The sequence below is a fragment of the Arthrobacter sp. P1_B3 genome, from assembly GCF_056406615.1.
Window position 1 is genome coordinate 322314 of sequence record NZ_JBFTZV010000002.1, and the last position, 13016, is coordinate 335329.

Sequence of the window (13016 nt, forward strand, 5' to 3'; positions counted from 1 at the left end):
CGGCCGTTCAGGTGCCTGGGGTCAGGTTCGGGGCATCCAGTCAGGGTCCGGTGCGCCGAACTCCTGGCCGGGGAGCTGCAGGGGTTCACCCACCAGGAGGTCAACTCTGGTCCGCACCAGCCGCATGGCAGCAATCCGCCATTGCCCGTCGAGCCGCCGGTATTCCTCCTCGTACAAGCCGTATCCCCGGATTCCGTAGAGTCCGGGGATGCTGGCGCCCCGGTAAGGCCTGCTGTCGCGGGCCCAGACCAAGTAGTCATGCATCGACCAGATCCCGCGGATGCCGCCGTCGCCCGTGACGGCCAGGCGGGGCATAAAACCCTGATGCACCGACTCGACGCCCTCGAGGAAGCCTGACACGCCGCCGATGAACCCGTCGGCGTCGTCCGCGGCGAAGGGAAATCCACGGAACCTTGCATCGGCGTGGAAGAGGGCGCGGAGGCTCGACCACCGCTTGGCATCAACGTGACGGAAATAGTCGGACTTCAGATTCCTGATGTCCTCAAAGCTCCTGGGGTCCCCGCAATCGTGGGGCGTGCTTGTGCAGCGGGGCGTGTTCACGTTGCTTCCTCCAACTCCCCGTCTGGGGCTTTCTCCGGCGCTTTCGGCCTTGACTGGGCCAGGACGATCCCGCCGATAACCACCCCAGCGCCGACCACCTGGTTCCAGCTGACCTCCTCCCGGAGCACCACCGCGCCGAGCGCCACCCCTACGAGCGGGGTGATGTAGGCGACGGTCGACGCCGCCGTGGCGCCCCACTCGGCGATGATGCGGAAGTTCCAGACATATGCCAGGCCGGTGCTGACGACACCCAGCAGCAGCATGCCGACCACCACCGGGGCCGTCAGCGAGATTTCCCCGGCTGCAATGAGCGGAGCCAGGACCAGCATCATCAGCGACGCCGCGACCATTTGGACCGCCGGGACCCCTATGGGGTCCGCCGCGTAGGGCGAAACGTACTTCTTGGTATAGGAAAAGACGACGCCAAAGCACAGCACGGCCGCGAGGCAAGCCATCTGCCCCCACAAATCGACGGCGTCCGCGGCGTAGAACCGCCACGGCGAGAGCACCACGAGGATTCCGGCGGCTCCGGCCACGATGCCGACGGTCTTCCGCGGCGTGACTTTCTCCTGCCGCAGGGCCAGCGCGGTGACAGCCGCGGTGGCCAGCGGCGTGGCGGAATTCAGGACGCTGGAGAGTCCGCTGGGAATGCGCTCGGCCGCCCACGCGAACAGCAGGAACGGCAGGACGCAGCCGACGCCGGCGGTCACCGCCAGGTGCGACCACAGCTTGCGCTGCCGCGGCCACGGCCGCCGCATCACGAGCAGAAGCAGGGTCAGCGCCAGTGCGCCGAGGACCAGCCGTCCGAGGACCACCTGGCCCGGGGAAAGCCCCTGCACCGCCAGGTTCATCAGCAGGAAGCTGGAGCCCCACGCAGCGCCGAGCAGGACGAAGCGGACCACACCGCCGACTGGCGTCATCGCCGGACCTCCATCAGATAATGACGAGTTCCTCGGCGACGCGGGCATACAATCCGGTCAGGATACCCTGGACCCCGTCCACGTGGGCCGGCAGCATGCTGGCGGCGGCACGTGCGGCCGCCTCGCCGGCGAAGCCGAAGGAGATGGCAACCTCCGGAATATGTTCCTCCCGGCGCAGCGCCGCGCGGACCAACAGATCCGCCCCGGGAACGAGCACGTTCACGGCCCGGCCGAGGGCGCCGTCGAATGTTGCAGACAGCGGCCCCGCCCAGCGGTCAACCGCGTCAAAGTCGTTGTCAGTTCCGTCGCGCCAGCGTGCCAGCACCCAAAGCTTGAACGGCCACGGGGCGTGGGGCGCGCCGGCGGTCACCGGTCCCCCCGTGAGGCCACTGAGGAATTCCTGCTCATCGACCATCAGGCGGTCCGCCACCGCGGAGTCGAAGCCGGCGTGTACGACGTCGTCGGCGGCGAACCACAGTTCAACGATGCCGTCCACACGGTACAGCCCCGCCCCGAGCCCCGGCGCGGATTCCAGCAGATGGTTCTGCCGGTAGTCCGTCACACCGGGCAGGGCGCGGGCAATCTCGGCGTGCGTCGTGGACCAGTGCGTGCGAAAGTCCTTCCGGGCCAGGCCGTCCCGCTTCTCCAGGTAGGTGATGCGTTTGGGCACAGGTCAGTCCTCCACGGCCAGCGGCACGTCGACTTCTTCGGCCAAGAACCATTCGACACTCTCCAAAAAGTGGTGCTCGTGGTCGAACAGCTCCTTGCCTTCAGGGCCTGCGTAGGCGGCCTTGACGTCGGCCACCGAGCAGAACCAAAGTTCTGCCATGCCGCTGTACGGCCAGGGCTTCCGGTGCTCGATCGCAGGGTTCTGCCGGTACCGGAGGATGCCTGGGAGCTTGCGCACATAGGCCGGGTGCTCCACGTTCCAGAAGTGCAGGAACTCGTCCCGGGTCAGCTCCGGGTTGGCTTTGATAACGGCCACTACCTTAATCATGTGCCGCGTGCCTTAGGCCGGGGTGACGGCCTGGCGCCGCTCCACGGGGACCATCTTGCGCTTGGAGTACAGGCCCAGCCGCCTGGTCAGATCGGCGCGCAGCTCGTTGGCGGGGACAACAGCTTCTACAGCGTTCGCGTTGGCGATCTTGAAGACGTCGATGCCTTCTGCATACTCGGCTTGCTTAGCCAGGATGAACGCCTTGCGCTCTGCCGGATCCTCAATCTCGTGGATCTGGTTGTAGTAGATGCCGTTGACTGCGGCATCCGGACCCATCAGTGCGGGACGGGCCGTGGGCAGCGCGATGACAGCGTCCGGGTTCATGGGGGCACCGGACATAGCAAGGTAGCCGCCACCGTAGGCCTTGCGGACCAGGACCGTGATCCTCGGAACCCGGCACTCAGAGACGGCGAAGATCATCTTGGCTCCATGCCGGATGATGCCCTGGCGCTCCACGGCAGATCCGATCATGTAGCCCGCGATGTCCACCAGGAAGACGATGGGGATGTTGTAGGCATTGCAGATCCAGATGAAGCGGGCAGCCTTGTCCGAGGAGTCGGGGAAGATGGAGCCGCCCATGTGCCTGGGCTGGTTGCCCACCAGCCCCACCGGCCGGCCGTTGATGCGGGCGAAGCCGGTCAGCATCTCGGGAGCGAACAACTCCTTGTACGGGAACCAGGATCCTTCGTCCACGAGGGATTCCACGAATTCCTCCATGTCGAAGACCTCGGCCTCGCGCAGCGGAACGATTTCCTGCAGGGTGCGTCCGGGGCGCGGCTCGATTGCGGGGGCCAGCGGCGCGGGGGTTTCCCAGTTTGCGGGCAGGAAGGACAGCCAGACGCGGATTGCGTTGAGGGCTTCCTCGTCGCTTTCCACCAGGACGTCGCCCAGGCCGGAGACCGTGCAGTGCATCTCGGCGCCGCCCATTTCCTCCAGCGTCACCTTCTCGCCGGTGACCATTTCCGCCAGGCGGGGTGATCCCAGGTAGGCGGTTGCGTGCCCGCGGACCATGATGGTCATGTCGCAGAGCGCCGGAACGTAGGCCGAACCCGCAGGCGACGGGCCGAAAAGGGCACAAACCTGGGGAACACGACCGGAAATCTGGACCTGGTTGTAGAAGATGTTGCCCCAGGCGTGGCGGCCGGCGAAGCTCTCGAACTGTTCGTCGATGCGGGCACCGGCGGAGTCGAAGAGGTAAACGATGGGGATGCCGGCGGCATCCGCGTTCTTCTGCGCCTGGGTGATCTTTTCGAACGTGCGGTTGCCCCAGGTGCCGGCCTTGACGGAGTAATCGTTAGCGATGACGCACACTTCGCGCCCGTCAACGCGGCCGAACGCGATGACGACGGCGTCACCGGGCAGGCCTTCCTCATAGCGGGCGAGGAGCCCGTCCTCGATGTAGTTTTCGTCGTCGAACAGGATTGCCAGGCGTTCCCGAACGAGGAGCTTTCCTGATTCGGTGATCTTCTTGCGGTTCTTCTCTGAGCCACCGAGGCGGGCCGAAGCGAGCTTCTCGGTCAGTTGTTCGTGCACGGTTGCTGCCGGGACTTCGATGTCCGACACCGGCGCGGGGGCGACGATCGTAGCTTCACTCATGTTGGGCCTCCAGGAATTCGAGTTGCTGTCCTTTATTAGTATACGAACAAGCGTTCGCTAGTCTAGTCTTATTCCAGGTGGACTTACGATTCCCCTAGGCTCCGACCTCATCCACCCGAACAGGAGAGAGACATGCACAGCATCGATCCCCAACTGGCCGGCACCACCCTGCCGCAACCCAAAGGCCGCCCTGACCACTACTGGGAAGATCTGGTGGCAGGCGACGTGGTCCGCACGGCAGGTATGACCATCACGGATGCACATCTGGTCCAGTGGGCGGGCCTCACCGGCGACCTCGTCTCCCTGCACCTGGATGAAACCTATGCGGCAACGACGCCGTTCGGACAGCGCATCGCCCACGGGCCGCTGACCATGTCCCTGGGCCTGGGCCTGATGACCCAAACGGGGTATTTCAGCAACGTGGTCGCATGGCTGGGCCTGGATGAGGTCCGTGCCCTCGCCCCGGTGTTCATCGGGGACACCATCCATGTTGAGGCCACGGTAGCCATGGCGCGCGAGACCAAAAAGCCGGACCAGGGCATCTGGAAAATCGATTACTCCGTACTGAAACAGGACGGTTCCACCGTCATGACGTTCAGCAGCAGCTTCATCATGAAAAGGAAGTAGGCCATGACAATCCAGGACAATTTCCGCCCGGCACCGCCGGCCGAAATCTCCGAGCCCGACGAATTCGCAGCGCTGCGGACACGTGTGCGCGCCATGCTCGCCGAGCACGTCACGCCGGAGCGGCTCAACAAGTTCGACGAAGCCGAAGAATACGACGTCGAGCTATACCGCGAGATTGGCGCCGCCGGTCTGATCAAGCTCGACGGCGAGCTCCACGGCCGCGGACCCAAACACCAGGCGCAGGCGGTGGTTCTTGAGGAACTCGGCGCCGGCCCCACATCGGTGGCCGTGAGCATGGTGGTCCAGTACATGGGCGTCCAGCTCCTTCACACCTACGGCAATCGCCGGCAGCAGGAAGAGTTCCTGGCTCCGCTGCATGCCGGCAAAGCCAAGATGTCCTTCGGACTGAGCGAGCCCGACGGCGGAACTGACGTTGCCCGGGCCATGAAGACCAACGCCACCCGCTTGGAGGACGGTAGCTACTCCATCTCCGGACAGAAGAAATGGATCGGCGGTGCGATGGACGCGGACTACCTGATCCTCCTGGCCCGGACCAGCGAAACCACCCGCTCCGCCATTGACGGCATCACCATGTTCCTGCTCCCCCGCTCCACGCCCGGGATCAGGACCGAAACCATCGACACCATGGGCATCCGCGGCCTCGCGCAGTGCGACGTCTACCTCGACGACGTGCGGGTCCCGGCAGCGAACGTCTTGGGTGAACTGGACAGGGGATTCCGCCAGGTTCTGGATACGCTCAACGGCGAACGGCTCAATGGGGCCGCGGTGGCTTTGGGGATCGCCCGCGGAGCCATGGAAACCGCCGTCGGATGGGCACGTCAGCGGCACGCTTTTGGCCGCCCCGTGGGCTCCTTCCAGGGGCTCCAGCACAATCTGGTGGATGCCAGCGTGAAAATTGAATCCGCCAGGCTCCTCCTGCGCCAGGCGGCAGAAGCGTCCGACGGCGGCGAGGGAACCAATGAGACCTGGTCCGCCATGGCGAAGCTCGCAGCGTCCGACGCGGCAACCACCACCACCGATGTTGGCATGCGGGTCATGGCCGGCTGGGGCTTCTTCCGCGGCCTGCCCATGCAGCGTTACTTCCGCGATGCCCGGCTGTACACGTTCGCGCCGCTTACTGACGAGATGACGCGCAACTACATCGGCGAGAAGCACTTGGGACTTCCCCGGTCCTTCTGACCGGCACCTAGCCACGACATGGGGCGGCTACCTGCTCGGTAGCCGCCCTATATTTGGACCAACGACAACAAAAGGGCGACTACCTTTCGGTAGCCGCCCTTTTGTTGGGGGAAATCAGGACCGGTAGTCGATTTCAAGGTCCACGACGTCCTGGTCGCGCAGGTTAACGACGATGTTGTCCGGCGTGCGGGTGGTCATCCAGACCAGTTCCTCGGTCATGCTGGCGTTGCCTTCGATGTGCGGCATAAACGGCGGCACGAAGACGAAGTCACCCTCTTCCAGGTAGACGATCTGGCCGTAGCCCTCGCCGTAGCGGATAAAGCCACGGCCCTTGAGCACATAGCCTCCCGTGTTGGCCTCCCCGTGGTGATGGGCATCCGAGATCTCCCCGGGACCGGTGAAGACCTTGCCGAACCAGAGTCGCTCAACGGGACTGCTTTCCTTGCTGACGCCGGAGATGCGGCGGGCATTCAGCGTCTGTCCCGGCGCGGCGGCCAGTTCGTCTGCCCGGTTCACACGGAACAGGTCCACGTTGCGGTTGATGTCAAAGGCCACTTCAGTCATGGCAAATCCCTTCCAAGGTTCTTGAGTTGCCGCCGGTTTCGTCATTGCAGCCGGGGCCCGAATTCAGTATGTGTCCTTCACACCAGCGAGTCAAGACGTACGCTTGTTCGTTTATGCATCTCGGTCCCAGCAGTAGCACCAACGACTACCGGCCCTTGACAGCTTGGTCCAAAATGGGATTACCTAATGAACATTCGGTAAATAAAGCTGGAGGCAACGACGCATGGCTGAACTGACGGTTTCCGGGGGCACCCACCCCATCCTGAAAGACGACTACGCCTCGGAATGGATGGGCATCGAAGTCCTCGCGCTGGACGACGGGCATGCCACGATCCGCATGAGACTCCGGCAGGAAATGCTCAACGGCTTCGGCATGGCCCACGGCGGAATGATCTTCGCCTTCGGCGACACGGCTTTCGCACTGGCCTGCAACCCGGCCAATCCGCTCCCGGGCGAGGACTCCAACATCACCGTTGCTGCCGGCGTCGACATCAACTTCCTGAAACCCGCCTTCCGCGGACAAGTGCTGACCGCCGTCGCGAACCGCCGCGCCAGCACAGGACGCAGCGGGCTGTACGACATCCAGATCTACGCCGCCGATCCTGGCGCGGGCATCCCGACGGCGGCACCGGCCGGCGCGGCCCCCGCAGCAACCCTTCCGGGCCAGCTCCCCACCGATATCCTCCCGGGCGAACTCATCGCCGAGTTCCGCGGCCGCAGCCGCACCATCTCCAAGAAATAGAAACAGGGAACCACTGATGACCCAAGAAACTGCCGCCGCCACAACTGACGCTGTCCTGGACCGCGAGGAGACCATCTCCCGCGACGAGCTCGAGGCGCTCCAGCTCAGCCGCCTGCAGCACACGGTGGCCTACGCCTATGACCGCGTCCCCCTGTACAAGCGCAAGTTCGACGAGGCCGGCGTCCACCCGACGGACCTGCGTGAACTCTCCGACCTCGGCAAGTTCCCCTTCACCACTAAGGAGGACCTCCGCCTCGAGTACCCCTTCGGCATGTTCGCCGTGCCGCAGCACGAGGTCGCGCGGATCCACGCCAGCTCCGGCACCACGGGCCGCGCCACCGTGGTGGGCTACACCAAGAAGGACCTCGCCGACTGGGCCAAGCTTGTGGCCCGCTCGCTGCGCGCCTCCGGCGTCCGGCCGGGCATGAAGGTGCACAACGCCTATGGCTACGGCCTGTTCACCGGCGGCATGGGCGCCCACGCCGGCGCCGAGGCCCTCGGCTGCACCGTCATCCCGATCTCCGGCGGCCAGACCGAGCGCCAGATCACGCTCATCCAGGACTTCAAGCCCGACGCCATCCTGGCCACCCCCACGTACCTGCTGACCATTGCCGACGCGATGATCAAGCAGGGCATCGACCCGGCCTCCACGTCGCTGAAGTACGCGGTCCTGGGCGCCGAGCCGTGGACCGAGGAAATGCGGCACGAGCTCGAGACCACCATGAACCTCAAGGCCTGCGACATCTACGGCCTCTCCGAGGTCATGTGCCCGGGCGTCGCCGGCGAAGCCGTGGAAACGCAGGACGGCAGCCACATCTGGGAGGACCACTTCCGCCCCGAGATCATCGACGCCTTCGACCCCACGGTGGTGCTGGGCGACGGTGAACCGGGCGAGCTCGTCTTCACCTCTCTCACCAAGGAAGCGCTGCCGATCATCCGGTACCGCACCAAGGACCTCACCCGGCTGCTGCCGGGCACCGCGCGCCCGGCGCACCGCCGCATGGGCCGCATCACCGGCCGCAGCGACGACATGATCATCCTGCGCGGCGTGAACCTGTTCCCGTCACAGATCGAGGAGATCGCTCTGCGCATCCCCGAGCTCAGCCCGCACTTCCAGCTGGAGCTCACCCGGCCCGAGGGCCATCGGATGGACCAGATGACCGTTAAGATCGAGCGCCGCGACGCCGTCACGGCCGAGGGCGCGGCGGCGGCCGCCAAGGCCCTGCAGCAGCAGATCAAGATCCATGTGGGCTCCTCCTGCACGGTCGACGTCGTCGAGCCCGGCTCGCTGGAGCGGTCCAACGGCAAGCTGCGGCGGATCTACGACATGCGGCCCAAGGCCTGAGTGAGCACCCGATCGTGAGAAACTAGCCACTATGCCCAGCACAGCAATCACAACGAAGCGCGGCCGTCCCGGCTATGACCAGCAGTCGGTGCTGGTGATCGCCGTCGACGTCTTCAACCGCCACGGCTACGACGCCACCTCGATGGGCATCCTTGCCGAGAACCTGGGCATCTCCAAGTCCGCGATCTACCATCACGTGCCGTCCAAGGGCGACCTGCTCAAGCTCGCCCTGGATCACGCCCTGGGCGGGCTTGAGGCGATCCTGGACCAGCCCGGGGCCACCTCCGGCTCGGCCGATGCCCGGCTGGAGTTCGTGGTCCGCCAGACCATCTCGGTCCTGGTGGAGCGGCTGCCCTTCGTGACGCTGCTGCTGCGCCTGCGCGGGAACACGGAGATCGAGCGGGACGCGCTGGAACGGCGCCGCACCTTCGACCACAAGGTCGCCGCGCTGATTTCCGAGGCCCGGGACGAGGGCTCCCTGCGCCAGGACATCGATCCCCGCACCGTGACCCGTCTGCTGTTCGGCACCATCAACTCCATTGTCGAGTGGTACAAACCCGGCGGTTCGCTGTCGCCGGAAAAGCTGGCCGACGACGTCATCACCATGGCGTTCCACGGCCTCCACGTCCCGCGCTGACCGTCCGCCGGCGGGCAGGTGGCCGGGACAGTCGTTGACGGCAGGATAACGGACGCCCACCCTGTAGTCATGGCCACGAAGTTATCTGAAGTCCTCTTCAGCGCATTCCCCGATTTGCGATACCAGCCCACCGAGAAAAGAGTCCGTGCCATGGTGGGCGGGATGGCCGTCGTCGACACTCTTCACGCGCTCCTGGTGTGGGAGCCCAAACGCGTCACCCCTGTCTACGCCGTTTCCGACGTTGACCTCCGGGCTGAACTCGCGCCGCCGGGTCAGCAGGCGGGCGACGTGACGGAACACGGCTTCAGGATGGGTCTGGAGGGGCCGCAGGCACTGGATCCGCGCACGTCGTTCGGCAGGCACACAGCGGCCGGCGAGGAGCTCGACGTCGTGACCTCCCATGGGAGGCTGCCCCGCGCTGCCTTCCGGCCAGCGGACCCCGACCTGGCCGGATATGTGGTGCTGGACTTCAACGCTTTCGACTGGCTGGAGGACGACGAGGAAATCATCGGCCATCCCCGCGACCCGTTCCACCGGGTGGACATCCGGGCGTCCTCGCTCACCGTTGAGGTAAGTCTCGACGGCGTGACGCTCGCCAAGACGAACGGCGCGCAGCTGCTCTACGAAACGATGCTGCCGGTGCGCTACTACATCCCGCCGTCGGATGTGCGGCTGGACCTGATGGAGGAAAGCCCCAAGCGGACCGTCTGCCCCTACAAGGGCCAGGCGAGCTACTGGAGCTACCCGGATTCCGCGCAGGGCCGGAACATCGCGTGGAGCTATGACCGGCGGTACCGCGACGCCGCCCAGATCCACGGCCTCATCAGTTTCTACAATGAGCGCGTCGACGTGAGCGTCGACGGCGTGCTCCAGACCCGCCCCGTGTCGCCGTGGTCCCGCCCGGACAGATCGGACGGTCCGGGGGGAGGTCCGGGGCACGCTAACGGCCGTGCGCACGAGAAAGGCGCCCCGCTGAGCCGGAGCGCCGTGCATCTGTCCGCACTGATCTTGTCCCCCCGAATTTCCAGGGCTGGACCGGATCTCAGAGCTGGTAATCAGCTGCCGTGGTGATGTTCTCGTGCACGCAGAGAATATTGTGCTCGGAGTCCATGAACCAGGCGCACTTCTCTGAATCCGTTGTACAAATGTGGTTCTCGGTCTTGAGATCCGGGAGATCGTAGTCCTGGAACATGACGCCCTTGGCTTCCATATCCTTGACTGTGCGTTCGATCTCGCTGACTTCAAAACTCAGGGTGGTGTGCTCTGAGTGCTTTCCATCCTTGACAGGCATCAGCTGCAGCATCGGGCCGCCTTCTGAGCCGAACATTTCGCTTCCGTCGTCTGCCACGCCGCGGTGCGGGAGCCCCAAAGTGTCCTCGTAGAAATGCCGGGCACGCGCTGCATCATCGACTGGCAGGACTGTTGTGGCTTTGTTCAGTACTAGGGTCATTTCGCCACCTCCTACGAGCAAGATTTTACGCCGGAGCGGGGTGGAAAGAGCCCCCTCCCCGGTTGCCCTATCACTTGTGGCGGCCATTTCGACCTTTTGGCAGCCACAAGCGATAGGGCAACGGGAGGGAGCGTCGGGAGGGAGCGTCGGGTGAGGCTACTTCTCGACGAGGGTCAGTACGTCGTAGGTCGCCACGATTTCGTCGTTCTGGTTGGTCAGGACGGCATCCCAGGCCACCTCGCCGTACTCGTCGGTCTCGCGCGGGGTGATCTTCTTGGCCGTCAGGGTCACGCGGATGGAGTCGCCCGCGGCCACCGGGGTGATGAACCGCAGGTTCTCCAGGCCGTAGTTGGCAAGGACCGGGCCCGGTGCGGGCTCCACGAACAGGCCGGCGGCCCAGCTGAGCAGGAGGTAGCCGTGCGCCACGATGCCCGGGAAGAACGGGTTGGCGGCGGCGGCTTCCTGGTTGGTGTGGGCGTAGAACGTGTCGCCGGTGGAGTTCGCGAACTTGGTGATCTCCTCCAGCGAGACCTCACGCAGCTCGGAGCGGATGGCGTCGCCGATGTGCAGCGTGGCCAGGGATTTCCGGAACGGGTGCTGGCCTTCGGTCTCGAGCGTGAAGTTGCGGTCCGCGCCGGTGTGCCAGACGCCGGTGACGGCGGTGAGCATGTTGGGCGAGCCCTGGATCGCGGTGCGCTGCATGTGGTGCATCACCGAGCGGATGCCGCCGAGCTCTTCGCCGCCGCCGGCGCGGCCGGGCCCGCCGTGGACCAGGTGCGGGACCGGGGAGCCGTGGCCGGTGGAGCTGCGGGCGTCCTCGCGGTTGAGCATGAGCACGCGGCCGTGGTGGGCCGCGATCCCGGTGACCAGCTGCTGCGCCACGGCGGGGTCGTTCGTGCAGACCGAGGCGACCAGCGAGCCGCCGCCGCGGGCGGCGAGGCGGACGGCGTCGGCCAGGTCCGTGTAGCCGATCACCGAGGACACCGGGCCGAAGGCCTCGAGCGAGTGGACCTCGTCGGCCTCAGGGTTGGCCCAGCTCAGCAGGACAGGGGACATGAAGGCACCGCCGTCGACGACGCCGATGCTGCCGTCCGCGCTGGTGACCTTCGGTGCATCGAGCGTGCCGTAGGCAAGCTCCCCGCCGGCGTCGAGCATGGACTGGACGGCGGCGCGCACGTCGGCGAGCTGCTCGAGGGAGGCCAGGGCGCCCATGGTGACGCCCTCGGCCCGGGGGTCACCGAGCACGACGCGTTCGCGGATGCGTTCCCCCACGGCGGCGGTGACGTCGGCGACGAGTTCCTGCGGCACGATCGCGCGGCGGATCGAGGTGCATTTCTGGCCGGCCTTGACCGTCATCTCGGTGACGAGGGACTTGATGAAGGCATCAAATTCCGGCGTGCCCTTGACGGCGTCCGGGCCCAGGATCGCGGCGTTGAGGGAATCGGTTTCGGAAGTGAAGCGGACCCCGCCCTTGACCACGTTGGGGTGGGACTTGAGCGTGTTGGCGGTCGAGGCGGAGCCGGTGAAGGCCACGAGGTCGCGGTAGTCCAGGTGGTCCAGCAGGGTGCGGACGGAGCCGGAAATCAGCTGCAGCGAGCCCGTGGGCAGGATGCCGGATTCGTCGATCGCCTTGACCACGGCGGCGGCCACGTACCCGGTGGGGGTGGCCGGCTTGACGATGGTGGGCACGCCGGCGAGGAAGGCCGGGGCCAGCTTCTCGAGCATGCCCCACACGGGGAAGTTGAAGGCATTGATCTGCACGGCGACGCCGGGAATGCGGGTGTAGATGTGTTCACCGGCGAACGAGCCGTCGCGGGACAGCACCTCCATGGGGCCATCGACCACCACCTGGGAGTTGGGCAGTTCGCGGCGGCCCTTGGACCCGAAAGTGAACAGGACGCCGATCCCGCCGTCGATGTCGACCATTGAGTCGATTTTGGTGGCGCCGGTCTGCGCCGAGAGCGCGTAGAACTCCTCGCGGCGRCCGTTGAGGTACTGCGCCAGCTCCTTGAGCTTGAGCGCGCGCTGGTGGAAGGTCAGCGTGCCCAGTTCCGCCTGGCCGGTGGTGCGGCCGTAGTCCACGACGGCGGCGAGGTCGAGCCCCTCGGTGCTCACTTTGGCCAGAAGTTCGCCGGTGCTGGCGTCCAGGACCGGCGCTGCGCCGGCGGCGGAGGCGGCGTCGGGAGTCCACCAGGAACCCCGGATGAAGCTGGGAACGATCTCGACAGTGTCTACTGTGGGTGCGGCTGTGGTGGTCATCGTTGACGGGTCCTTCCAACGGGGGAGCAAGATCAACACGGCCGGAACATTACTGACCGTCCGTTCGGTAATATGATCTAGAGTACATGAATGAGGCCTGCCGCACACTAGCAGCGGT

Annotated in this window: 14 protein-coding genes; 6 read left to right on the plus strand and 8 right to left on the minus strand. The window is 65.7% G+C overall.

Features of this window, described 5'->3' with window-relative positions; translation table 11 throughout:
* Nucleotides 1–21: 21 nt before the first annotated feature.
* Genes AC1D2F_RS04225 through AC1D2F_RS04245 form a run of 5 tightly spaced genes read right to left on the minus strand, consistent with a single transcriptional unit; the run spans nucleotide 22 to nucleotide 4074 of the window.
* Nucleotides 22–561, minus strand: coding sequence for a nuclear transport factor 2 family protein (locus tag AC1D2F_RS04225; protein WP_476966261.1), 540 nt, complete (start codon nucleotides 559–561; stop codon nucleotides 22–24).
* The gene (locus tag AC1D2F_RS04230; protein WP_476966262.1) at nucleotides 558–1481 is read right to left on the minus strand and encodes a DMT family transporter; all 924 of its coding nucleotides are present in this window, start codon (nucleotides 1479–1481) and stop codon (nucleotides 558–560) included. The genes AC1D2F_RS04225 and AC1D2F_RS04230 overlap by 4 nt, the downstream gene beginning before the upstream one ends.
* A 13-nt stretch (nucleotides 1482–1494) precedes the next feature.
* Complete coding sequence (locus tag AC1D2F_RS04235; protein ID WP_476966263.1) at nucleotides 1495–2151, minus strand: EthD domain-containing protein; 657 nt, start codon at nucleotides 2149–2151, stop codon at nucleotides 1495–1497.
* Between the two features lie 3 nt (nucleotides 2152–2154).
* Complete coding sequence (locus AC1D2F_RS04240; RefSeq protein WP_476966264.1) at nucleotides 2155–2478, minus strand: EthD family reductase; 324 nt, start codon at nucleotides 2476–2478, stop codon at nucleotides 2155–2157.
* Nucleotides 2479–2490: 12 nt separating this feature from the next.
* Nucleotides 2491–4074 (minus strand): acyl-CoA carboxylase subunit beta, encoded by a 1584-nt coding sequence (locus tag AC1D2F_RS04245; RefSeq protein ID WP_229994424.1) that lies wholly within the window; start codon nucleotides 4072–4074, stop codon nucleotides 2491–2493.
* Nucleotides 4075–4206: 132 nt separating this feature from the next.
* On the opposite strand from AC1D2F_RS04245, the gene AC1D2F_RS04250 reads away from it, so the two are divergent.
* The gene (locus AC1D2F_RS04250; RefSeq protein WP_229994423.1) at nucleotides 4207–4701 is read left to right on the plus strand and encodes a MaoC/PaaZ C-terminal domain-containing protein; all 495 of its coding nucleotides are present in this window, start codon (nucleotides 4207–4209) and stop codon (nucleotides 4699–4701) included.
* Nucleotides 4702–4704: 3 nt separating this feature from the next.
* Nucleotides 4705–5901 (plus strand): acyl-CoA dehydrogenase family protein, encoded by a 1197-nt coding sequence (locus AC1D2F_RS04255; protein ID WP_476966265.1) that lies wholly within the window; start codon nucleotides 4705–4707, stop codon nucleotides 5899–5901.
* A gap of 114 nt (nucleotides 5902–6015) precedes the next feature.
* Here AC1D2F_RS04255 and AC1D2F_RS04260 read toward each other — a convergent pair whose 3' ends face one another.
* Entirely contained in the window at nucleotides 6016–6465 is a 450-nt protein-coding gene (locus tag AC1D2F_RS04260; RefSeq protein WP_476966266.1) for a cupin domain-containing protein, read from the minus strand.
* A 223-nt stretch (nucleotides 6466–6688) separates the two neighbouring features.
* On the opposite strand from AC1D2F_RS04260, the gene AC1D2F_RS04265 reads away from it, so the two are divergent.
* The 4 genes from AC1D2F_RS04265 to AC1D2F_RS04280 all read left to right on the plus strand — a co-directional run bounded on the left by AC1D2F_RS04265 (nucleotide 6689) and on the right by AC1D2F_RS04280 (nucleotide 10260).
* Nucleotides 6689–7207: a hotdog fold thioesterase gene (locus AC1D2F_RS04265; protein ID WP_364745080.1), complete on the plus strand. Its 519-nt coding sequence runs from the start codon at nucleotides 6689–6691 to the stop codon at nucleotides 7205–7207.
* A 16-nt stretch (nucleotides 7208–7223) separates the two neighbouring features.
* Nucleotides 7224–8552 carry a phenylacetate--CoA ligase PaaK gene (paaK, locus tag AC1D2F_RS04270; RefSeq protein WP_476966267.1) on the plus strand — a complete coding sequence of 443 codons (1329 nt, stop codon included), beginning with the start codon at nucleotides 7224–7226 and terminating at the stop codon, nucleotides 8550–8552.
* Nucleotides 8553–8583: 31 nt separating this feature from the next.
* Nucleotides 8584–9189: a TetR/AcrR family transcriptional regulator gene (locus AC1D2F_RS04275; RefSeq protein WP_229994417.1), complete on the plus strand. Its 606-nt coding sequence runs from the start codon at nucleotides 8584–8586 to the stop codon at nucleotides 9187–9189.
* 69 nt (nucleotides 9190–9258) lie between these two features.
* Nucleotides 9259–10260, plus strand: coding sequence for a DUF427 domain-containing protein (locus AC1D2F_RS04280; protein WP_476966268.1), 1002 nt, complete (start codon nucleotides 9259–9261; stop codon nucleotides 10258–10260).
* On the opposite strand, the gene AC1D2F_RS04285 is transcribed toward AC1D2F_RS04280, so the two are convergent.
* Both AC1D2F_RS04285 and paaZ read right to left on the minus strand, forming a co-directional pair.
* Nucleotides 10232–10639, minus strand: a complete 408-nt coding sequence (locus AC1D2F_RS04285; RefSeq protein ID WP_229994414.1) for a VOC family protein — start codon at nucleotides 10637–10639, stop codon at nucleotides 10232–10234. The genes AC1D2F_RS04280 and AC1D2F_RS04285 overlap by 29 nt on opposite strands.
* Before the next feature lie 156 nt (nucleotides 10640–10795).
* Nucleotides 10796–12898: a phenylacetic acid degradation bifunctional protein PaaZ gene (gene paaZ / locus AC1D2F_RS04290; protein WP_229994413.1), complete on the minus strand. Its 2103-nt coding sequence runs from the start codon at nucleotides 12896–12898 to the stop codon at nucleotides 10796–10798.
* Nucleotides 12899–13016 lie beyond the last annotated feature (118 nt).